Source organism: Trinickia sp. EG282A (assembly GCF_040965455.1).
GTDB classification, from domain to species: domain Bacteria; phylum Pseudomonadota; class Gammaproteobacteria; order Burkholderiales; family Burkholderiaceae; genus Trinickia; species Trinickia symbiotica.
Window position 1 is genome coordinate 622,462 of the sequence record NZ_JBFRCC010000001.1, and the last position, 21,527, is coordinate 643,988.

Annotated in this window: 17 protein-coding genes and 1 pseudogene; 9 read left to right on the forward strand and 9 right to left on the reverse strand. The window is 60.8% G+C overall.

Annotated features, from left to right (window positions below):
* The first annotated feature begins 17 nt into the window (after window positions 1–17).
* Together AB4Y31_RS02815 and AB4Y31_RS02820 are read left to right on the forward strand one after the other, a co-directional pair.
* A complete protein-coding gene (locus AB4Y31_RS02815; protein ID WP_368672611.1) occupies window positions 18–281 on the forward strand; it encodes a PAAR domain-containing protein in 264 nt (87 codons plus the stop codon).
* A gap of 112 nt (window positions 282–393) precedes the next feature.
* A complete protein-coding gene (locus AB4Y31_RS02820; protein ID WP_368672612.1) occupies window positions 394–1,623 on the forward strand; it encodes a hypothetical protein in 1,230 nt (409 codons plus the stop codon).
* Here the strand turns inward: AB4Y31_RS02820 and AB4Y31_RS02825 are convergent.
* Window positions 1,620–1,754: pseudogene (locus AB4Y31_RS02825) on the reverse strand (ABC transporter ATP-binding protein); the annotation flags it as partial. The gene AB4Y31_RS02820 and the pseudogene AB4Y31_RS02825 overlap by 4 nt on opposite strands.
* A 294-nt stretch (window positions 1,755–2,048) precedes the next feature.
* Between AB4Y31_RS02825 and AB4Y31_RS02830 the strand changes: the two are divergent.
* The 6 genes from AB4Y31_RS02830 to AB4Y31_RS02855 all read left to right on the forward strand — a co-directional run bounded on the left by AB4Y31_RS02830 (window position 2,049) and on the right by AB4Y31_RS02855 (window position 11,401).
* The gene (locus AB4Y31_RS02830) at window positions 2,049–4,757 is read left to right on the forward strand and encodes a type VI secretion system Vgr family protein (RefSeq protein WP_368672613.1); all 2,709 of its coding nucleotides are present in this window, start codon (window positions 2,049–2,051) and stop codon (window positions 4,755–4,757) included.
* Between the two features lie 22 nt (window positions 4,758–4,779).
* Entirely contained in the window at window positions 4,780–7,029 is a 2,250-nt protein-coding gene (locus AB4Y31_RS02835) for a hypothetical protein (RefSeq protein ID WP_368672614.1), read from the forward strand.
* Window positions 7,026–8,513, forward strand: coding sequence for a virulence factor (locus tag AB4Y31_RS02840; RefSeq protein ID WP_368672615.1), 1,488 nt, complete (start codon window positions 7,026–7,028; stop codon window positions 8,511–8,513). The genes AB4Y31_RS02835 and AB4Y31_RS02840 overlap by 4 nt, the downstream gene beginning before the upstream one ends.
* 230 nt (window positions 8,514–8,743) lie before the next feature.
* A complete protein-coding gene (locus AB4Y31_RS02845; RefSeq protein ID WP_368672616.1) occupies window positions 8,744–10,084 on the forward strand; it encodes a virulence factor in 1,341 nt (446 codons plus the stop codon).
* Between the two features lie 17 nt (window positions 10,085–10,101).
* Complete coding sequence (locus AB4Y31_RS02850) at window positions 10,102–10,365, forward strand: PAAR domain-containing protein (RefSeq protein WP_368672617.1); 264 nt, start codon at window positions 10,102–10,104, stop codon at window positions 10,363–10,365.
* Between the two features lie 259 nt (window positions 10,366–10,624).
* A complete protein-coding gene (locus tag AB4Y31_RS02855; protein ID WP_368672618.1) occupies window positions 10,625–11,401 on the forward strand; it encodes a tetratricopeptide repeat protein in 777 nt (258 codons plus the stop codon).
* Between the two features lie 52 nt (window positions 11,402–11,453).
* On the opposite strand, the gene urtE is transcribed toward AB4Y31_RS02855, so the two are convergent.
* From urtE to urtA, 5 genes are all read right to left on the reverse strand, one after another.
* Window positions 11,454–12,146: an urea ABC transporter ATP-binding subunit UrtE gene (gene urtE / locus AB4Y31_RS02860; RefSeq protein WP_368672619.1), complete on the reverse strand. Its 693-nt coding sequence runs from the start codon at window positions 12,144–12,146 to the stop codon at window positions 11,454–11,456.
* Window positions 12,147–12,165: 19 nt separating this feature from the next.
* Window positions 12,166–13,011, reverse strand: a complete 846-nt coding sequence (urtD, locus tag AB4Y31_RS02865; protein WP_368672620.1) for an urea ABC transporter ATP-binding protein UrtD — start codon at window positions 13,009–13,011, stop codon at window positions 12,166–12,168.
* Window positions 13,008–14,198 carry an urea ABC transporter permease subunit UrtC gene (urtC, locus tag AB4Y31_RS02870; protein ID WP_368672621.1) on the reverse strand — a complete coding sequence of 397 codons (1,191 nt, stop codon included), beginning with the start codon at window positions 14,196–14,198 and terminating at the stop codon, window positions 13,008–13,010. The genes urtD and urtC overlap by 4 nt, the downstream gene beginning before the upstream one ends.
* A gap of 10 nt (window positions 14,199–14,208) precedes the next feature.
* The gene (urtB, locus tag AB4Y31_RS02875) at window positions 14,209–15,870 is read right to left on the reverse strand and encodes an urea ABC transporter permease subunit UrtB (protein ID WP_368672622.1); all 1,662 of its coding nucleotides are present in this window, start codon (window positions 15,868–15,870) and stop codon (window positions 14,209–14,211) included.
* 152 nt (window positions 15,871–16,022) lie between these two features.
* Entirely contained in the window at window positions 16,023–17,321 is a 1,299-nt protein-coding gene (gene urtA, locus AB4Y31_RS02880; RefSeq protein WP_018442123.1) for an urea ABC transporter substrate-binding protein, read from the reverse strand.
* A 446-nt stretch (window positions 17,322–17,767) separates the two neighbouring features.
* Between urtA and AB4Y31_RS02885 the strand changes: the two genes are divergently transcribed.
* A complete protein-coding gene (locus AB4Y31_RS02885) occupies window positions 17,768–19,726 on the forward strand; it encodes a hypothetical protein (RefSeq protein ID WP_368672623.1) in 1,959 nt (652 codons plus the stop codon).
* A 159-nt stretch (window positions 19,727–19,885) separates the two neighbouring features.
* Here the strand turns inward: AB4Y31_RS02885 and AB4Y31_RS02890 are convergent, their stop codons facing one another.
* The 3 genes from AB4Y31_RS02890 to AB4Y31_RS02900 all read right to left on the reverse strand — a co-directional run bounded on the left by AB4Y31_RS02890 (window position 19,886) and on the right by AB4Y31_RS02900 (window position 21,360).
* A complete protein-coding gene (locus AB4Y31_RS02890) occupies window positions 19,886–20,209 on the reverse strand; it encodes a rhodanese-like domain-containing protein (RefSeq protein WP_368672624.1) in 324 nt (107 codons plus the stop codon).
* Window positions 20,210–20,238: 29 nt separating this feature from the next.
* Window positions 20,239–20,892 (reverse strand): protein-L-isoaspartate O-methyltransferase, encoded by a 654-nt coding sequence (locus tag AB4Y31_RS02895; RefSeq protein WP_368672625.1) that lies wholly within the window; start codon window positions 20,890–20,892, stop codon window positions 20,239–20,241.
* A 210-nt stretch (window positions 20,893–21,102) separates the two neighbouring features.
* Window positions 21,103–21,360, reverse strand: coding sequence for a hypothetical protein (locus tag AB4Y31_RS02900; protein ID WP_368672626.1), 258 nt, complete (start codon window positions 21,358–21,360; stop codon window positions 21,103–21,105).
* Window positions 21,361–21,527 lie beyond the last annotated feature (167 nt).

The following is a 21,527-nucleotide window of genomic DNA, read 5'->3' on the forward strand; positions in this document are numbered from 1 at the left end:
GAAAGAGGAGCGACGGAATGCGAGGCATCATCCGAGTCGGAGACGCAACGAGTCACGGTGGCAGGGTCGAAACAGGGAGCGACATGAGCGACGTGATGGGTCGCGCGGTCGCCAGACTCCGCGATCGCTGTTCGTGTCCGATCGCCGGACACGGATCCTGCGTGATCACAGAAGGCGATCCGGACTTCATCGTCGACGGCAAGCCTGCAGCTTTCGACGGCCACAAGACGACGTGCGGTGCGACGCTCATCTCCAGCCTATCATCGTCAGGGCGCGTATGAGCGCGAGTCGCTTGCACGATGGAGGGCCGCTTGAGCAGAACAAGCAGATGTTGACCGATCACGACAGCTGTCGGCGCCACGACGCCTTTTCCCACTAGTCCACCTTCGATATATGTGGAACGTAGCAAGGGGAATTCCCCTGTACTGGCATCTGGCGCTCGACACGACGATTACGCACTTCTTCACCATATATCTCGCTCACGGCGGCCACTTCGCGCTTGCTGCAGCCGTGTCGACCGGGGATTCGCTGCTGAAACTCGTCTTAGCGGTGCCGGGTTCCGCGGTGGCCTCGCGAACCGGGTTGCCGACGCGAGTCGCCTGGTGTCGCTACCTACGTCCGGTTTTGGCAGTGACCTGGCTCGTCGCGATTTCATTGCTGTACAGCGAAGGCAGTGGTCTCCTTGCTATCACAGCCCTTATCGCCTTCAAGGTTGTCCTGTTGGTCGACGGCGCGTTCAGTGCGGATTTCCCGTTTATCGCGCAGCAAGCATTCGCGCTCGATCTGAGCCAGAGCGCTAGCATACAAAACATGATTTCGCGCGGATCTCTCGCTCTTGCGCCGGCATTCGCTCTAAGCATCGTCAATCGCAACGTGGACATCTTTTATTTCGTGCCGGTGATAGTTGTTTTGCTGAATCTGAGCCTGCTCGCGCTCCAGTCTGTCGACGAGACAGTGCTCGCCTCGGGCTCTGCGGAGAAGTCTGAAAGCGACGATGCCCGTTACAAGCGCCCATTCAGTTCGATCATGGCGAACGGATTGATGCGATGGGGGCTGCTCTATCAGCTTGTCGTTAACTTTGCTTTTGGAGGGGTAACCTACCTGCTCATCGTTGAGCTGAAGCCGACGTCGAACATCGCTTTGAATGGCATCAGTGCGTTGTATTTTCTATTTTTTCTCTATCAGATCGCCATCATGCTGATGGGTGACGGCGCCGTTCCGGCAACGAGGCTGGGCGGCATTGTCCGTATCGTTGCCCTGACGGCAGGACTGGCCATAGCGATCGGGTCATGTACGGACTTCTGGCTCGATATCACGCTCTGTTCTGCGATGGGCCTGCTGTATGCATTCGAGCTCGGCGCTGTTCAGAAAGTACTGATCTCGAAGCTGAAGGGCCCTCAATACCTGAGCTACTCGGCGTTATCGAAGGTTTGCGCTCGACTAGCATCGGCGGCAAGCGTGGCCATGCTCGGTTTCGGCGTAGCAATGGGCATATCGCCATCTTCATTGCTGATCATGTGCGGGGTAGCTGGCCTCTTCGGCGCGCTGCTCCTCAAACTCTGCGTTCCTCAATCGAGTGGCCGTGTTGCTAGTGCGCAGATGAGTAACGAGGGAGGCGCTTAAACAGCAATCAACTCACGAACCCCCTTCTCACCCACCCGGGCTCCCGCTCCGCCCGCGACGATCTCGCCACGCCGCATGACCCAATACCGGTCAGCCAGCGCTCTTGCGAAGTCGTAATACTGCTCGACGAGGCAGTCGAGCCAGTGCTCTTACCCAATCCTCATGGCCCGTGTTGACGCGGACCCGAGTCGTCTCTCCCGTTATTTCGTCCTAGTTTGATCGCACTAGAAGATCGCGATAGCGTTCGCGGCGCATCGTTCACCTCGTTCACATGCGATCGCTTCATGCGTATCGCATATGCGCAATTGGAGCGATTCGATACGAACAGAGGCAATAACAAAGCAAGAGAGTAGGCGATGCAGAACCGAGTGCTAGTACAAGTTGGGTACGGGCCTTTGCCGTCCCAGGCGAATCGCGCCTTTCGATTGAAGTGGCGCGATACAGAGAAAGAATTCGATGGTCTCATCCTGCCGCAGCGCATCGATATTCGCGAGGAGCTTTGCGGCGGTATCGAGGGCAGGCTGTCTTGCGTGACCGGTATCGACGGCATATCGCTTACTGCTTTGCTCGGTGTGCCGGTCGCCGTCCAGCTCGTGACGGACCGCGGCGACCTGCATTCGATTTGCGGCATGGTGACGGACGCGTGGAAGGGTGCATCCGATTTGGGGCTGATCGCCTATCAGCTCGTCATTCGGGATGCATTGAGCATTCTCGAGCGGCGCGTCAACACGCGGATTTTTCGCAACGAGACGGTGCCGGGGATCGTCGCTACGCTCGTCGCGGAGTGGCGCCGCAAGAGTTCGACGCTGGCAAGTTCGTTCGATCTCGACATCTCCCGGCTGCAGCTCGACCGATATCGGAGCCACGATCAGACGATCCAATTCGAGGAGTCCGACGCCGATTTCATTCGCCGGCTGTGCCGGCGCGAAGGTATCGCCTGGTTCATCAAAGCAGGCACGCGCAATCACCGAAGCGGGTACGACCTTAACGCGGTCGCACATACGCTCGTCCTCTTCGAGCGGTCGCATAGTCTCGACGATTCTTCAGCAAGGTGGGTTCACTATCGATCGCATAGTGCGCACGATCAGCGCGACACGATCACTCGGCTTTCTTCGGGGCGCCGGATCGTACCGGGCTCGACACGGAACGTGGGCTGGAATCGGGACCAGGCGCGAGTCGATCACATTGGAATGCGGACGTCAGTCGATCAGGGGAAGATCGGAAACGACCTCGCGAGCTTGCTGAAGGATACTCGCATCGATCCGCCCGATACGGCCGATTCTTGGGACGAGTACGACCAACGCGGCACGTGGCGCGCGGATGCCCATCACGCGCGGAGCATGTGCATCGAAGGTGCGAGCAATGTGCGCGACCTTGCCGTGGGCCATAGGATCGGCATCGCCGGGCACCCCGACTTCGACCGGCTACACGAGTGGAATCGATGGGTTATCGTGACGTCCCTTCATCATCGCGGTGAAAACAATCTTCCCAGAGATTTGACTGAGCGCGCGCAGGCGCTCTTCGCTGCGAGCCAGTGGCTGTTCGATTCTCCGCTGCCGCCCTCCGTCAGCACGCCTGCGCGACCAAGCGCGTGGACCGGCACGCCGGAAAGCCGCTATGAGAACACGTTCAGTTGCGTATCGCGCGATACGCCGTTGACGCCGCTGTACGATCCGCGGGTTCATTTGCCGCGCGTGCATCCGATCACGGGTGTCGTGGTGTGTCCTGAAGGCGATGAAGTCTATTGCGACGAGCTGGGGCGAATTCGCGTGCAGATCGAGGGGCTTAGCGCCGAAGATCACGCGCATGCGAAAGGGGCAGGCACGAGTGGGACCCCTGCGGATAGTGCGGCAGTTCCGGTGAGCACGCGGTGGGCGGGCTCGCGCTTCGGTGAGAGCCTGCTGCCGCGCAGGGGCATGGAAGTCATCCTCGACTTCATGAACGGCGATCCCGACAAGATGTTCGTCGCCGGGGTGCTCTACAACGGCGCGAAAACGCCGGCTGCTTTCAGCAACAAGGGATCGCTGCCTGCGAACCGCCATTTGTCCGGGATCAAGACCGAGGAAATCAAAGGCACTCGCTATAACCAATTGCGGTTCGACGACACTACAGGGCAGATAAGCGGCCAGCTCGCCAGCGCACATGCGAGCAGCGAGCTCAATTTGGGTTATCTCACCCATCCGCGCGAAGAAGGGTGGGCGGAGGCGCGCGGCGAAGGGGCGGAGTTGCGTAGCGATGCCAACGTGGCAATTCGCAGTGGCAAAGCGTTGCTGATTTCCGCTTGGCAGCGACTGAATGCAGCCGGCGGTCAATTGTCGCGCGATGAATATCTTCGGCTGATGCACGAATGCATGGCGCTTTCGCGCGGCCTCGGCGAATACGCGGCGGCGCATCGTGGCGTCGATTTCGATATGCAGCCGCAAGACGAACTTGCTTCAACGGTGAAGAGTTGGCCGGATGCTGATGGAGACGGTTCGACCGAACAAGCTGCGATCGGCATTACCGCGCCGGCCGGAATCAGCGCCGCGACATCCAAGACCATCGCGATGCATGCGGGCGGCAATGTCGACTCTGTTGCGCAGGGTCATATTCAATTCGCGAGCGCTCATCGGGTCAATCTACAAGCCGGACATGGCGTGGCGATGTTCGCGCATCGAGAGGGCGTCTCGGCCATCGCCAATCAAGGCAAGGTGATGCTTCAGAGCCAGGCCGACGATACGCAGATCGAATCGGCGAAGAACATCAGGCTCATGGCTGCGGAAGGGAAGATCACTGGGACGGCGAGCGACGAGGTCGTCTTCATGACGAAGGGCGGAGCGTACCTCAGGCTTCGGGGAGCGGATATCGAACTCGGGTGCCCTGGCCGCTTCACCGTCAAATCAGCGGGACACACATGGGCCGGACCGGCGAGCGCGAGCGCCGATACGCCGGCGTTCGAGGACGCTTCACTTGCGCGCGTGCCGAAGCTTGTTCGCGCGACGGACGGAGACGGCGTCCCTGGCTTCGACGCCGAAGTGCTGAGCTCGGGAGGTCAACCCGTCAACAGCGAGACCGACGCGGCAGGCCGCTTGAACCGGATCGTCAGCGATCGATTCAAGCGTCTGACCACCCGGTTCTTCAAGAAGAAAGACTGATTGACGATGGGATAACAAGAACATGAACGAGTCGAATCAAAGCGCTGTTGCATCGCCGGACGAGGCCGGAAAAAGGACGCCGCCGCGAATCCTGGTCGGCACTGCGGAAGGCGTCACGCTCTTCGACATGGACAGTGAACTGATCTGCGTCAAACAGATGCCGCTGCCGGGCGTTGTGATCTTCGTGCACGGTGTGAACTCGGAAGGCGAGTGGTACACCGCTGCCGAGGAGGGGCTGTGCAAAGGGCTAAACCGGCGGTTGGGCCGCTTGGACGATCAGCTGGCTTATACGGGCGTCAAGGCCGGGCAGATGGCGCCGGTCAGTTACATAGAGAGTTTGACGCCTGACGGTTACGTCAATCCGAAGATGTGGGCTGAGACTTATATCAAGCCGGATCCGTCGTTCTCTCCGGTCATCCATTTCCGTTGGGGCTACAAGGCGAACAAGCAGGATCTCAAGGACTACGGCGCGAACCTGTTTCTCAACGAGCACAATTACTGGGGCGGCGGCCCGTTTGCGAATGGCTGTTCGAGCCTCGCGGATTTATGGAGCCGGGGGCTCGACGATCGAATCTTCGGCTGGCTCACGGTGCAGGCGTTGAATTCGACACCGCGCCTGGTCTATCAGACGCCGCCGCGCGCCTACATGGTAATGGCGGCGCTGCGGCTCGCGAAGCTGATCAAATCGATACGAGAGAAGCAAGCCGATGTGCCGATCACCGTCGTCTGTCACAGCCAGGGCAACATGATCGGGCTGGCGGCCGCCTTTCTCGGTGACAGGATGTCCGACGTGACTGACCCGTGGGGCAAGCCCGGTAGCTGCGTGGCGGACGCCTACGTGTTGGCCAATGCGCCGTACAGCCTCGTCGAAAAGCTGGGCATGGAGAATTGGGCGCAACGCACGGTGCGCGACGCCGATGGCAATCGTGGCCGCGCGACGTTCAACGCGCGGGCTGAGACGTTGAAAGCCTTCTTCGAGATTTTGGGCAAGCGCGCCGCACTGGAGCCCGATGCGCGTGAACTCGATGAGGACATGGGCAACAAGCGACTATCTGCGAAAGGTAAGCCGTATAGCGCCGGGCAGGACCGCACGAGTCACGGCCTGAACGGCCACACGCTAGGCCGCGTGACGCTCTATTGCTGCCCGCACGATCAGGTGATTTCGGCGACGACCGTGCAAGGCATCGGCTGGCGCGGCATGAGCGCCGAGGAGATCGAGCGGACGGGCGGTCATGGCGTCCTCACGCAGCGTGTCTTCGCATCGGGATGGGTAGTCGGAAAGGATCCAGCTGACAGCCCTACGTATCGCTATTGGGAAGACGACTGGCGGGCGACGGTGAACCGGAGCAAGGGATTTTGGTATCCGCCGTCGCCGAGTGCCGAATTCGGGCTCTACCGCGCATTGAACGCGAACGAGAATCCGCTTGCCGCGCTGGGTACGTTGGCATCGGCGCCGCTTCTCTATTTCGCGCGGCTCATCGTGAAGCCGCGCATCAATGCAGATCCGCCGGAGAACTGGACCATCCCTGTAACCGCTCCGAAGCTGGACGAGCCGTTCGAGCCCGAGGCGATGCGTTATGGGAGGGTGTCGGAGATTGTCGTTGATGGCTTGAAGAGCCGGTTCAACGAAACCTACGACCCGCCTTCGGCAGCACGCAACGCGCAAAAGAGCGAGGCGGAGAAGGAAGCAGATGACGCCTATGACACTTTCAGCTCGCGCAAACCTGAGATGCACGCGCAGGGCACGCAGGAAAGCGAGGCGGCGCAACGCTACGAGGACCATGCGCTGATGCGGCAGGAGGCTCGCCGAAATGAGCGGCACGGCCGCACCAAAGGGTGGGTGAACGACGACGGCAAGGTGGTCGGCGAGGACAATCTGGCCAAGGCGACGGTCGAATACAAAGCATGGCGTAACGGGCAGATCGGCAAGATTCTGAAGGAGGGCAGCAACAACAATCCGACGAACCACTCGACGACATTGACGAATCCGATGCATGCGGAGAAAGCACTCGCTTACGACATTGCGATTGGCCTTTGCTACTTGTCTGAGGAAGACTGGCAGATGCTTCGTATCGAGGCGGACTGGCGGTTCGGAGGCGGTCTGGATAAGACACATCCGAACAAGAAGTATTCGGAGTACTTCATGAACGGGGTCTATAACGATGAGCCTCTTCACGACTGGGCTTGTTGCGATCCCGAGGCCGCCAGGCCCGCCAAGATCGAAGACCAGCGGGAGGGTCAGCTGTTCCTCGACATGGGGAGGTTCGTATGAACGCACTGATCGGCACTTGGCGCCGTCGGCTCTTGATCGCGGTTGGTGCGACTTTGTTTACCTTCGCGATGACACTTGCCTGGATGCTTTACGCAGACTCTCGCGAGTCACAATACTTTACCGATGAGGATTTCATGAAGCGATTGGTGCATTTTCCTGTCTGGATGGGGATATGCGTTTTTACGGTGAGCACATTCTTCGTCTTTTGTGTAGTCGACACGGCGAGGGCACAAGCTGTTGCTGCGAAGAACCCCGTACTGGCGGAAGCGCCGAAGCCGTTCGTCGCTCAGGTGGTGGGACTTGCGTGGCTGAACCCACTGCAGCGTCGCGACTATCCCACCGAATGGCAGATCCTGTGGGCGCTTGACTTGGTAAGACCGAACAAGAACGATGACATGGTGAGGACAGATCCGGCAAGCTTTACAACGCTTCAGCCAGTTGCGGGAATCGCCTATGGAAACCGCGGCAGAGAAACGTTCGACGGCTTTTACGAGAAGTATATCGATAAGCTTCTCCTGCTCTTCTCCGATAGGTACGCGATGAATGCAAAGTATTTCTACACGGTCGGCCCGGAAAGTCGAAAGAAATGGCGCGAACTCGCCGGTGTTCACGTTGAGTTCGCGATCCCGTCTGATCGTATTGATCCCGTCGAAGCAGCAACTTACCTGAGTCGCCGGATGGTGAGTTTCTTCATGATCGGTAACAAGTGGTTTCCGGATCTCTGGAGCAAGGCCACTCCGCCTGATGTTCGCGTAACGCCAGGCGGCCCCAACGCGGGCTTCACTTCGCTAAACGCCGCACTCGACTACCTCCAGTCGCACCCGCAGGAAAGCGTCTGGGTGATGAACTGGGACGCACCGAGTTTTCCGCCGAAGGACAATCAACTCAACGAAAACATCGCGCTGCTGATCCTCGCCGGACCGCAGATGAAAACCGAGCGTGCGCCGCTCGCCTGGATCGGTAAGGCGGCGACCGGCAACGTCAAAGACTACGAGAAAACGGCCGGCACGACGCGAGCAATCCAGGCATGGAAAGCGGCGATTGCAGCTGCGGCAAACAACGCGAACGTATCGGTGAATGATATCGACTACGTCGTTCACGACGCAGGCAAGGGCAGCGACGAGGCGTCGCAGCGTATCGGCACGCTAGGCCGTACGCTCACGGAAACCTTGCCGGAATTCGACTTCCAGAAGCAGACATTCAATACCGCGGGGCTGCTTGGCTACATGGGCGCGGGGACGGCACTCACCAACGTCGTCCTTGCGATCGGGCGCGCCAACCATCTAGGTGGCAATGTCCTCGTGGCGGGCACGACGAATTCAGACGAGCCGGTCGCCGTCGTGATTACTCCTCCGGACAAGTTAAATCCAATCGATCCCGACGCGGACTGGTTTAGAGCACGAGGAGAGGGGTACGCCTACCTACCCTGGTGGGGACGGCGCTACGACGAGACCTACAACAACTGGCAGGGTTGGTCTTGGTGACAACGTGGTGCGACTAAATGCGATGCACCATCGGAGTAGGTGACGCAACGAGTCATGGTTGAGCGCCGAAACAGGCAGCGATGTTTGAAGCCGATCGGCAGCGATCAATTCGAGCAGCTGGACGCGACCTTCTTCAAGAAGAAGATGTGAGCAACGAACGAGATAAATATGAGTGATCTCGGCCTGAATACGGCTGTGTCATCAGCTGATCTATAAGCGATGAGGATTTCATGAAGCGACTGGTGCATTTTCTTTCTTGGCTGGGCGGCGTTTTCGCGCTGAGCACGTTTCTTGCCTTTTGCCTACCAAGTACCGCGACAGCACAAACTGTCATTGCCAAACTGGCGCCACCGGAAGCGCATAAGCCGTTCGTCGCTCAGGTGGTGGGGCTCGAATGGTTGAACCCTCTTCAACGCCGCGATTACCCGACTGAATGGCAGATTCTTTGGACACTAGGTCTCGTGAAGCCGAACAAGGGCGACGACATGGTGAGGGCCGATCCTGCTAGTTTTACTTCGCTTCAGCCAGTTGCGGGAATTGCATATGGAAATCGCGGCAGAGAAACCTTCGAAGGCTTCTATGAAAAGTATATCGACAAGCTTCTCGGGCTCTTTGACGAAAGATATGTGATGAACGGAAAGTATTTTTACACGGTCAAGCCAGACGACCGAAAGAAGTGGCGCGAACTTGCCGGCGTTCATGTCGAGTTCGCGATTCCGTCCGATCGACTCGATCCCACCGAAGCAGCAACGTTCTTGCGCGACGAGATGGTGGACTACTTCGAGATTGGCACGAAGGCATTCCCGGATCTTTGGAGCAAGGCCACTCCGCCTGACGTGCGCGTAACGCCCGGCGGGCCGAACGCGGGCTTTACTTCGCTGAACGCAGCACTCGACTACCTCCAGGCGCACCCGCAGGAAAGCGTCTGGGTGATGAACTGGGACGCGCCGAGCTTTCCGCCGAAGGACAATCAACTCAACGAAAACATCGCGCTGCTGATCCTCGCCGGACCGCAGATGAAAACCGAGCGCGCGCCGCTCGCCTTGATCGGTAAAGCGGCGACCGGCAACGTCAAAGACCACGAAAAAACGGCCGGCACGACGCGAGCAGTCCAGGCATGGAAAGCCGCGATCGCCGCGGCGGCGCACAACGCGAACGTATCGGTCAATGACATCGACTACGTCATTCACGACGCAGGAAAAGGCAGCGATGAGGCCTCGCAGCGTATCGGCACGCTCGGCCGCACCCTCACGGAAAGCTTGCCGGAATTCGAGTTGCAGAAGCAGACATTCAACACCGCTGGGCTGCTTGGCTACATGGGCGCTGGGACGGCACTCACCAACGTCGTCCTTGCGATCGGGCGCGCCAACCATCTAGGCGGCAATGTCCTCGTGGCGGGCACGACGAATTCAGACGAACCAGTCGCCGTTGTGATCACTCCGCCCGAGAAGCTGAACCCTATCGATCCCGAAGCCGACTGGTTCAGGGCGCGAGGTGGGGACGAATATTTGCCCTGGTGGGGGCGTCGCTACGACCAGACCTACGGAAATCGCCAGGGTTTGTCTTGGTGACAACGAGGAGCGACGCAATGCGAGGCATCATCCGAGTAGGTGACTCAACGAGTCACGGTGGCAGGGTCGAAACGGGGAGCGACATGAGCGACGTAATGGGCCGTGCCGTCGCAAGGCGCGGCGACCGCTGTTCGTGTCCGATCGCGGGCCATGAGTCTTCCGTCATCGCTGAAGGCGATCCGGACTTCATCGTCGACGGCAAGCCTGCAGCTTTCGACGGCCACAAGACGTCGTGCGGTGCCATGCTCATCTCGAGCCTCTCTAGTTCCGGGCGCACTTGAACCGCGAGGGGCATTTGACGCCTAACGTCAGCAGTCGGCGCGCGAGCACTATCGGAACGGCGCGTCGCTCGCATAGTGGTGCGCACAGTCCCGGCAGGATTAGTCGATCGCTATGGACGCATCAGCCACTTACACACGACCGTCTGATTTTTCCTTCGGCCGCGCTCAAGGGCAGGGTATTGCCGCTAAGATCGGCCGCGCCTCACCAGGCGTAAGCATCGCAAGTCCGAAATATTCCATCTCACGAGGGCTTTAACAGATGATAAGAAAGTTTGTCGCATTGGCCTTAATTCTTTTGTTTTCCTCTTCCGCGGTTGCCGGTCTCAAAGAGGGCGTTGCCGCATACCACCGTCTGGATTGGCAAACGGCCGTGGCTGAGCTGACGCCGGCCGCTGAATTGGGCAGCCCCGAAGCGGCCGAGCTGCTCGGCGATTACTATTCCATCACCAACAAGGTTGTTGCTGCAAAGTGGTATCTCGTCGCGGCTTGGAATAGCGGTTCCGAGAAGCAGTATGAGATTGGCGTCAAAGTTGACGACGCGGCGTTTCGCGAGTCGAGGAGACGCAATGACGATAGCGAAGCTCTAGCCGCCAAGGTGTTTCTGATCGCTGCGCAATGTTTTCGGATGGCCGCTGACGCCGGCTATGCACCCGCTCAAAACGCGTTGGGGATGCTGTACGAAAGTCCGTGGAAGATGGCGCCGAACGTGAAAAAGGCGGTCTCGCTCTATCGCCAGGCCGCTCGACAAGGCAACGCCGAGGGACTCCAAAGCATGGGTGTCGTCTATTTGACCGGGCGCCCCGGCATACGGAAAGACCTGTTCAAATCGTACACGTTCTTCCAAGCCGCACTTAAATATGCGGGCAATCGAGAAGACGTTCTTCAATTTTCGCAGGGCCTGAGCAGGCAAGTTGAAACGCAATTGTCCAGCGCTCAAAAGGATCGTGCTAAAGCATTAGTCGATGCATGGCAGCCGGGCAGGCCACTGCCTGGGCTCGATCAACCGATAACGGGCAGCAAGCTCCCTCCAGGCTAGTCCGTCCTAGCCTGCTGAGTCAAGCGGAGAAGGGGTGCTCGGATACGATCGCTTAGACAGCAATCAACTCCCGCACCCCCTTCTCATCCATTTCGGCTCCCGCGCCACCGGCGACGATCTCGCCACGCCGCATGACCCAATACCGATCGGCGAGCGCACGCGCAAAGTCGTAATACTGCTCGACAAGGAGAATCGTCATCCCCGTCTCATCGACGAGCCTCCTAAGCGTCCGTCCGATCTCTTGAATGATCGAAGGCTGAATCCCCTCGGTAGGCTCATCGAGAATCAAAAGCTGCGGCTCGCTCATCAACGCACGTCCGATCGCGAGCTGCTGCTGTTGTCCACCTGAAAGATCGCCACCGCGCCGCTTCCGCATATCCTTCAGCACGGGAAAAAGCGAGTAGATGCGCTCGGGTACCTCCGAGACGGGCTTTCGGCTCGCTGCACCAACAAGCAGATTCTCTTCGACGGTCAGCCGCGCAAAAATCTCGCGCCCTTGCGGCACATACCCGAGCCCGCGCGAGACGCGCGCATGCGGCGGCAGCGCCTCTATCGATTGTCCGCCCCAGGCGATCGTGCCGCTTTTCGCGCGCACGAGCCCCATCAGGCAGCGCAACAGCGTCGTCTTGCCGACGCCATTCCGCCCGAGCAGCACGGTCAACGATCCCTGCGGCACTTCCATCGTCACATCGCGCAGAATATGGCTACCGCCATAGAACTGATTGAGCCTGTCGATGTTGAGCATCGATCCAATTCCTTGTTGATTAGCGCCCAAGATACGACTCGATCACCGCTTCGTCGCGTTTCACTTCGTCGAGTGTTCCCTCGGCCAATACCCGCCCTTCGGCCATGACGGTCACGCGCGAGCGCTCGCCCGCAAGTGCGGCGACGAACTCCATATCGTGCTCGACGACGAGCATCGAACACGTCCCGCGCAAACGATCGAGCAACTGGGCGAGCGCCATCGTTTCGTCGTCGGTCATGCCGGCCGCCGGCTCGTCGAGCAACAGCAGTGCGGGCCGCTGCATCAGCAGCATCCCAATCTCGAGCCGTTGCTTCTGTCCATGCGAAAGCTCACCGGCAAGCCGACGCGCACTTGCTTCGAGCCCGATCGTCTCGAGGGTCTCCTCGATCCGCGCCTGCGCTTCCCGATTCAATTGGGCGCGCAACGACGCCCACCATCCCTTGTCGGCCTGCATCGCGAGTTCGAGGTTCTCCCAGACAGGGTGCTGCTCGAACACGGTCGGCTTTTGAAACTTTCGACCGATGCCGGCGCGCGCAATCGAAGGCTCGTCCATGCGCGTAAGGTCGAGCGTCTGACCGAGAAAGACCTTGCCATGATCGGGCCGCGTCTTGCCGGTGACGACATCCATCATCGTCGTCTTGCCCGCACCGTTCGGCCCGATCACGCAACGCAGCTCGCCGACGTCGAGCGTAAGCGTCAAGCTGTTGAGCGCGCGGAAGCCATCGAAGCTGACGGTGACATCCTCGACGTAAAGAATCGTTCCGTGCGAGACGTCGATGGTGCCCTGCGCAACGGCATGACCCATTGCGGCAGTGCCTGAGAGCGCGTGGTTGTCGGCCACAGCCGTATCGGTGACCCCATTCATCGCTGCGTCCTCCGCGAGAAGATACGCTCGGCGAGCCCCACTAGCCCACGCGGCATGATAAGCGGCACGACGACGAAGAGGGCGCCGAGGAAAAAGAGCCAATACTCGGCGAAATAAGCGGTAAAGAAGCTCTTCGCGCCATTGACGGCGAACGCGCCGACAATCGGCCCGATCAGCGTTCCGCGTCCGCCTACGGCCACCCATATCGCCATTTCGATCGAGTTGCCGGGCGACATCTCGTTCGGATTGACGATGCCGACCTGCGGCACATAGAGGGCGCCGGCGATCGCGCAGAGCACGGCCGACAGCGTCCAGATGAAGAGCTTGTACGCGAGCGGGCTGTAGCCGAGGAACATGAGCCGCGTTTCACTGTCGCGCATGGCGGTCACAACACGCCCGAGCTTGGATACGACGATCGCGCGTGCCGCAAGAAACGCGAGTACGAGCACTGCGAACGTCAGCAGAAACATAACAGTCCGCGTGCCGGGATGCGTGATCGGAAAGCCGGCAATACGCTTGAAGTCCGTGAAACCGTTGTTGCCGCCGAATCCCGTTTCGTTGCGATAAAAGAGCAGCATCGCGGCATACGTCAGCGCCTGCGTGATGATCGACAGATAGACCCCTTGCACGCGCGACCTGAACGCGAAGAAGCCGAACGTCCAGGCGAGCACGGCTGGCACGAGCACGACGAGCGCGAGCGCATACCAGAGATGCGAGGTGCCGTGCCAGTACCAGGGCAGTTCATGCCAGTTGAGAAACACCATGAAGTCGGGCAGATCGCTCTGATAGACACCGTCGTGACCGATTGCGCGCATGAGGTACATGCCGATCGCATAGCCGCCCAGCGCAAAGAAGAGTCCGTGCCCCAGGCTAAGGATTCCGCAGTAGCCCCAGACCAGATCGAGCGCGAGCGCGGCAATCGCATAGCACATGAACTTGCCGCCGATCGTCAGCGCATAAGCGGACAGATGAAACGCGCTCGATTGCGGCAGCACGAGGGCGGCGAACGGCACGCCCACACCTACCGCAACGATCAGCGCAACGAGGGCTGCCCAGGCGGGGCGCGGCAAGAGCGAACGGCGCGGAGGCAGTCCGAGCGCAAAGCCCGACAGCGTGGCGTCGCCGCTCTCGCTAGCTTCAGCGATGGTATGGCCGGCGAGCGGCGAAGTGGAAGTCGTAGTGGTCATATAGCGTGTCTCAGGCGCTGCGTCCCTTGAGGGCGAAGAGCCCCTGTGGACGTTTCTGGATGAAGAGCACGATCAATACGAGCACGGCGATCTTCGCTAGGACGGGCCCGGAAAACGGCTCGATCGCTTTGGCGAGCACGCCGAGCCCGAAGCTGCCGAGCACGGTGCCCGCGAGCTGGCCGACGCCGCCCAGCACGACTGCCATGAACGAATCGACGATATAGCTCTGGCCGAGGTCGGGGCCGACATTGCCGATCTGGGAAAGCGCGCAGCCGCCGAGCCCGGCGATGCCCGCGCCGAATGCGAACGCATACGAATCGATGCGTGCCGTCTTGATGCCGACGCAGGCCGCCATGCTGCGATTCTGCGTGACCGCACGCACAAAGAGGCCGAGCCGCGTGCGCGTCAGCACGGCCCATGCAACCGCGATGACGGCAAGCGAGAAGGCAAGAATCGTGATGCGGTTGTAAGGCAGGATCAGATTCGGCAGCACGGTGATGCCGCCCGTCATCCAATGCGGGTTCGCCACTTGGACGTTTTGCGCGCCGAACAGTGTCCGCGTGGCCTGAATGAGCACGAGACTGATGCCGAACGTGGTCAGCAGTGTTTCGAGCGGTCGCCCGTAAAGATGCTTGATGACGAGGCGTTCGATGACGATGCCGACAGCCGCCGCGGCCGCGAACGAAACGGGTACCGCGACGAGCGGATACCAGTCGAACGCCGCGGGCGCATAGTGCTGAAACGCGTTCTGTACGACGTAGGTGGCGTAGGCGCCGATCATCAGGAATTCACCATGCGCCATGTTGATGACACCGATGACGCCATAGGTGATGGCGAGGCCGAGCGCTGCCAGCAACAGCACACTGCCGAGCGAGACGCCGGCGAACAGCGTTCCCGCGATGCGGCTTTCGCGTTCGACGGCATCGAGCGCGTCGATGCCGCGCTGCGCCGCTTCACGTACGCGCGCGTCGGGCTCGGCGAATGTCCCATCGGGGCGCTTGGCGACGAGCGGTCGCAGCAGCGCGTACGTGTCGGGATCGTGGCGCGCCGCGACGAGCTCCGTGGCTTCGAGCCGCTTGGCCGGATCGCGATCCGACAAGGCCGTGGTGGCCCAAAGCGTATCGAGCCGGTGCTTGAGCACCGGATCGGTCTCCTTCGCGCGAGCACTATCGATGAGCGGCTTCATGGCGGGATCGGGACTATTCAACAGCGCGTCGACGGCCGCGCGCCGCGTGGCAAGATCGGGCGAGGCGAGTTGCAGGCCTGCGAGTGCCCCGGCAACTTTGGTGCGCAGCGAGTTGTTCAACGTAATGGCCTGCGCATCGCCGACCGCGACCATTTTTCCGGTAACGGCATCCTGCGCCTGATCGCCCGCATCGTTGGGCTGAATCAGCACTTCACCGGAAGACGTGGCCAACGCCTGATCGTTGGCGAGCGCATTGAGGACTGCTAACGAACGCGCATCGTGCTCGGCGACGAGCTTGTCGATGACGGCCGACTTCGCTTCGAAATCATCGCCCGCGAGCGGCGCGACGTCGTCTTGCGTCAACGCGAGCGCCGCGGAGCTCGCGAGCGAGCAGACGAGCGTCAACAGCCATGCGCAAGCGAGCGCCGGTACGCGTGCGGGCAGTGACGCACGTGGCCTGAGGCTGGAGCTTGGACGAGCAATCATGAATATCGGCTTCATCCGGGTTTATTCCGAGCAAGCTCGGATATGAGGGGCGAACGCAATGCGCGACGACCAGTCGGAGTCCTGTCCGTCGCGCATGCTTCGTTCAACTAACGATGGAGTGACGCGTTACAACGGTTCGACGCAGCAGGGCATCACGCCACGTTGCGCCGGCGCAGGAACTCGGGAATCGAGCTGACCACGTCGGGCTTGCCCTCGTTGCCGGCGATGAACGGGCTCCACGGCTGCGCACGAACGGCCGTCTTCGTCTTCCACACGACGTTGAACTGACCGTCGCCGCGAATCTCGCCGATCATGACGGGCTTGTGCAGATGGTGATTGCCATCCATCGTCAGCGTGAAGCCCGATGGCGCGTTGACGCTCTGGCCGACCATCGCGACGCGCACTTTGTCGACGTCCGTGCTCTTGGCCTTTTCGACAGCCTGCTTCCACATGTGAATGCCGACGAACGTCGCTTCCATCGGATCGTTGGTCACCCGTTTGGCGCCACCTGGCAGGTTCTGCGATTTGACCCACGAGGCGAACTGCGCCTTGAACTTCACGTTCTCGGGATTCTTGACCGACATGAAGTAGTTCCATGCCGCGAGGTGACCGACGAGCGGCTTAGTATCGATGCCGCGCAATTCCTCTTCGCCGACCGAGAATGCAACGACGGGCACATCGGTCGCCTTGAGGCCCTGATTGCCGAGTTCCTTGTAGAACGGAACGTTCGAGTCGCCGTTGATCGTCGAGATGACCGTTGTCTTACCGCCTTGCGAGAACGTCTTGATGTTTGCGACGATCGTCTGGTAGTCGCTGTGACCGAAAGGCGTGTAGACCTCTTGGATATCGGCGTCGTTCACTCCCTTCGAATGGAGGAACGCACGCAGGATCTTATTCGTCGTGCGCGGGTAAACGTAATCGGTGCCGAGCAGGAAGAAGCGCTTCGCGCCGCCGCCTTCGGGGCTCATCAAATACTCGACGGCCGGAATGGCCTGCTGATTCGGCGCTGCGCCCGTATAGAAGACGTTGCGCGACATTTCCTCGCCTTCGTATTGAACGGGGTAGTAGAGGAGCCCGTTCAACTCTTCGAAAACAGGCAGAACCGATTTGCGCGAAACCGATGTCCAGCAGCCGAATACGCAGGCCACCTTGTCTTGCGTGAGCAGCTGCCGCGCTTTTTCGGCGAAGAGCGGCCAGTTCGACGCCGGATCAACGACGACGGGCTCGATCTTGCGGCCGAGCACGCCGCCGTTCTTGTTGATGTCGGCGATCGTCATCAGCGCGGTGTCTTTCAGCGATGTCTCTGAGATGGCCATCGTGCCCGAGAGCGAATGCAGGATGCCGACCTTGATTGGACCGCTATTGGACTGCGCACGGGCGAATGGGCTTTGTCCTGCGAGCGCCATTGCGCCAGAGACCGAACCGAGCTTCAACAGGCTACGACGTTTCATTAGCTTCCCCTTGCCGTGGGTAAATCGATTTGTTTGAGATCGGAGCAGTCGAGGCGACGCCGCGTCGACTGCGGGGGCGACAAGTGCAAGGCCCATGCCAAGCGAGAATGGGTACGCGTCGCACGGACCGATCTGGCTTGTGGACGCGGCGTCGTAAGCGGCCGGCGGGCGATGATGGTGCATGGCGCAGCGGCCTACGTTTCATGGCGGTGCGTCGTGCGTTGCGATGATGCGTCGATGCGCTCCAGTGGGGAAAGCAATGATCGCCCCTCGGCGGCCGCATTGACGCCACAGCGAAATTGACGACTTGTAACAGTATCCGCCTATAATCGTTGCGCCTAAAAAAGGGCCTCTTGCATGTCGCCGTAATTCAGAGATGGAAACGTGCAACGAGAAAAGAAGAAGGCAGTTGCGGTTCTACTAAAAACGACCTTTACGGATCAAAAATGACAAGACATCAAAGAAAGGCGGGGCTGACGTTAAGTTCAATTGCGGTATTGGCCATATCGCTCATTTCGGGGTGCGGGGGCGGCGGGAGCAGCGGTAGCGCGTCGACGAGTACGAGCGCGCCCACTGCCAATGCAACGCCAACAACTGTATCGGGGACCGTGGCTGTCGGCAGCGCGGTAGCCAACGCAAGCGTGACGATCATCGGCGCCAACGGCGCCACCGTCAGCGCGACAAGCGATTCGTCGGGTGCCTATACGGCGTCGATCACCGGATTGACCGCACCTTTCGTCATCGTGGCGACTGATCCGTCCGGCACCAGCTCGACGCTGGTGTCCGTCGTCGCCACACTGCCGACCGGCACTTCGGCGCCGGTCATCGCCAACGTGACGACATTGACGACGGCCGTCGCCGCGTTGCTGACGACGAGTGGCAATCCGCTCGATGTCTTGTCGAGCGGCAACGCGAGCTCGCTCGTGACATCGTCGAATGTGGCGTCGGCGGAGGCGAAGCTCAACACGATGCTTTCGTCGATCCTCACCGCCAACGGCTTGAGCGCGACGTCGTTCGATCCGATCGCCACCGCGTTCACGACCAACCAGCAGGGCGCGGACGCCGTGATCGACGCGGTGGAGCTCATCGCGGCAGTATCGGGCGGCATGCAACTGGTTTCGACCGGCAACCCAGGGTCGGGCATCGCGCTCAACAGCGGCACCAGCGCGCCTGCTCCGCTCGCGCCGCCGCCGGCCGCCGCGGACTACCTGCAACCGCTGATGTCCGAGTTGGCGCAGTGCCTGTCGGGCACGAGCGCGTCTTGCACGCAGGCCATTGACGCGAGTTACCTCGAAAACGGGTTCGCGAGCTTTGCGACGGCGCATCCCGGGCTCGCCGCATCGGGCGTGACGCTCGGCTTGCCTCAAACGCTGAAGTTCTTCACGTCGACGAACGGCACGCAAGAGGCGCTCGTTGAGCTGCGCTATACGACGTCGAGCGGGACCTACGGCTCGGCGACGACGGTAGTCCAGAAGACGGCGGCGGGTTGGGACATCATCGGCAATCAGCAGCCTTTCAACGTGACGATCAATTCGTTCTTGGCGAGGCGGACTTTCGTCGATACGGCTGACCAACAGTTCGGGCGCTATGAGGCGGGAATCGGCATCAGCATACCGGCCAACGCGGCGACCAATTTGGCCGCGGCTTCGGTCACAGGGCCCGGAATCAACGGCACGGCCTATCTGGTACCGCGCAACAGCACGGGCAACAACACGCTCGCGCTGACGAGCACGGTGCTCGCGAGCGTGCCGACGGTGGCCACCACGACGAACTCGAACACGACGCTCTATCGCTGGTCGTGGACGGCATTGCCGGGCTTGACTGGGACGTTCTCGCCGGGCACCAACAGCCGCGGTTTCTATACGCCGTCGCCGATCGACGTGACAACCGTTCCGCAGTTCGCCACGTACACCGTCACGTTCTACGATTCGACGGGCGCGCAAATCGCCGCGCCGTTCAGCGTGACGAACACATCGCCGACGCTCTCCGCATCGGCCGGTGCGGGCGTGCCCTGGCAGACGCTGTCCTCGAGCGTGCTCAACGACTTCCTGAACCCCGCCGGCGCGCTCGCGGGCGCGCAGTCCGCGGTCGGCATAGCGTGGTCGACCAACACGGGCACGGCAAACGTGGCGCCGCTCGTGTCGAGAGTGCAGATCCAGACGGTGCCCGGCACCGGTGTTACACCGTCGACCCAGGTCGATGGATGGGCGAGCGCGCCGGCGACATTCGCAGCCAACGGCCAGTATTCGGCGACGGTCACAGCGGGCGTCGATCAGTCGGGAGTGCAGGAATGCACATCGGCTTGTCCGTTCCCCGCGCTGCAAGCTGGGGCAACACGCACGGTGCAGTTGTCGTGGAACGGCGGACAGACGAGCTTCTACAATCTGTTCAAGTACGCCGACTGATCACTGTTGGTGTTTGCGACATCAGATAGATAGCTCAAAGCAAAACAAAACACCGCCGGCACATCGATGCCGGCGGTGTTTTTTATGACCTCAACTTCAGAGCAGAAAACCGCAATTCCACACGGAAGTCGGATATGCCTAAGAGAGCGCCACGGGTGGTCAATACGTCGGCACGGACGCATCGACCTGACGCGACCACGCGTCGATCCCACCCTGAAGATTGAAAATCTGCTTGAATCCGCGCGACTCGAGGAACATGCCGACGTTGGCGCTGCGCGCGCCATGATGGCAGATGCAGACGATCGGCGCTTCGTCGTCGAGTTCTTCGCTGCGCGCGGGAATGTCGCGCATCGGAATCGACACGCAGCCGGCGATGCTCGCCGTCGCGATTTCCCACGGCTCGCGCACATCGAGCATGACGGGCGCCGGGCGCGACGTGTCGGCGAGCCATTCGGCAAGTGCGGAGGCAGTCAGGTTTTGCATGGCGGACGACTCTAAGACTCAATACGATGTCAGAACTTGAAACGCGGCGGTTCGACCGCGTTCGCGAGCGGCTCGACGTAGGTTTCGAAGATATCGGCGACGCGAAACTGCTTCTCGTCGATGCGCGTGATGACCTGCGCCTTCATGACAGGCGCCGTGCCGACGAACGCGGCGAGCCGGCCGCCGATCTTCAACTGCTCGAGCAATTCCTGCGGCAGCACGGGCAAGCCGCCCGATACGCAAATGACGTCGTAGGGCGCCGCGGCAGGCCAGCCGCGCGAGCCGTCGCCGGCGGCCACTTCGACATTCACGACGCCGTTCGCGGCCAGGTTGCTCTTAGCCAGCTCGACCAGCTCGGGCTTGATGTCGATCGTCAGCACATGCTGCGCGCGATGCGCGAGCAGCGCAGCCATATAGCCGGAGCCCGCGCCGATCTCGAGCACGCTCTCGTGCTTCTTCACCGCCAGTTCCTGGAGGATGCGCGCCTCGATGCGCGGCTGAAACATGTGCTGGCCGGCAGGCAGCGGCACTTCGAGATCGGCGAACGCGAGGTCGCGGTATGCCGCCGGCACGAAATTCTCACGCTTGACGATCGCGAGCAGATTCAGCACTTCCTGGTCCAGCACGTCCCAGGGGCGGATTTGCTGCTCGATCATGTTGAAACGGGCTTGCTCGATGTTCATGGCGTCTGACTCTCGACGACTGCTAAATCGGTTCTGCTCTCGGAGCTGATCGGGCGCCCACGCGCGGGCGCCGACAGGCTCGATGAAGCATGGATGACGATGGAGGAAAACCCCAGGATTGTACCAAACCGCGTCTGTCGCTCCGCACATCTGACGCAGTCCGGCGCGGCAAGCACGCGGCCGGCGCGCGGCCCGCGGCAAGTCGGCGTGCTAGCTCCCGCTGCGCTTGATCTGCGCCGCAAAGGCCTCGTCGAGCTTGCTCGCCTTTTTCGGCTTGGCGGGCTCTATTCCGTCGACGAAAGCGACGAATTCCTCGAGCGGCATGGGTTCGCCCAGCTTGCGTTCGCCGCCGCCGGCCTTCTCGATCAAACGAAACCGCCCGCCTGGCAGGCTGACGGCGGTATAGCCTGGGTTGCCGCTGCGCGCCTTGAGGCGCTCGACGGCGGTGATGGCTCGGGTGCCGCGCATGATGTCCTTCCCTTCTCTAAGCCAGCGAAAAACATTCACTTTACCAAGTACGCCGAGTCCCGAGTCCGCTACTCCTGCGACGACGCGAGACAACACGCAGCGGGCGCCGAGTGGGGCGGGGCACGCGAAGAACGAACGCAGGCACAATGCAGGTTTGGCTCGCGTTC

Coding starts and splice junctions, on each gene's coding strand:
- AB4Y31_RS02850 (WP_368672617.1), top strand. CDS start 10,102: ATGCGAGGCATCATCCGAGTAGGTGACTCAACGAGTCACGGTGGCAGG.
- urtB (WP_368672622.1), bottom strand. CDS start 15,870: ATGATTGCTCGTCCAAGCTCCAGCCTCAGGCCACGTGCGTCACTGCCC.
- AB4Y31_RS02840 (WP_368672615.1), top strand. CDS start 7,026: ATGAACGCACTGATCGGCACTTGGCGCCGTCGGCTCTTGATCGCGGTT.
- AB4Y31_RS02845 (WP_368672616.1), top strand. CDS start 8,744: ATGAAGCGACTGGTGCATTTTCTTTCTTGGCTGGGCGGCGTTTTCGCG.
- AB4Y31_RS02890 (WP_368672624.1), bottom strand. CDS start 20,209: ATGCAAAACCTGACTGCCTCCGCACTTGCCGAATGGCTCGCCGACACG.
- AB4Y31_RS02820 (WP_368672612.1), top strand. CDS start 394: ATGTGGAACGTAGCAAGGGGAATTCCCCTGTACTGGCATCTGGCGCTC.
- urtE (WP_368672619.1), bottom strand. CDS start 12,146: ATGCTCAACATCGACAGGCTCAATCAGTTCTATGGCGGTAGCCATATT.
- AB4Y31_RS02900 (WP_368672626.1), bottom strand. CDS start 21,360: ATGCGCGGCACCCGAGCCATCACCGCCGTCGAGCGCCTCAAGGCGCGC.
- AB4Y31_RS02835 (WP_368672614.1), top strand. CDS start 4,780: ATGAACGAGTCGAATCAAAGCGCTGTTGCATCGCCGGACGAGGCCGGA.
- AB4Y31_RS02855 (WP_368672618.1), top strand. CDS start 10,625: ATGATAAGAAAGTTTGTCGCATTGGCCTTAATTCTTTTGTTTTCCTCT.
- AB4Y31_RS02885 (WP_368672623.1), top strand. CDS start 17,768: ATGACAAGACATCAAAGAAAGGCGGGGCTGACGTTAAGTTCAATTGCG.
- urtD (WP_368672620.1), bottom strand. CDS start 13,011: ATGAATGGGGTCACCGATACGGCTGTGGCCGACAACCACGCGCTCTCA.
- AB4Y31_RS02895 (WP_368672625.1), bottom strand. CDS start 20,892: ATGAACATCGAGCAAGCCCGTTTCAACATGATCGAGCAGCAAATCCGC.
- AB4Y31_RS02815 (WP_368672611.1), top strand. CDS start 18: ATGCGAGGCATCATCCGAGTCGGAGACGCAACGAGTCACGGTGGCAGG.
- urtA (WP_018442123.1), bottom strand. CDS start 17,321: ATGAAACGTCGTAGCCTGTTGAAGCTCGGTTCGGTCTCTGGCGCAATG.
- urtC (WP_368672621.1), bottom strand. CDS start 14,198: ATGACCACTACGACTTCCACTTCGCCGCTCGCCGGCCATACCATCGCT.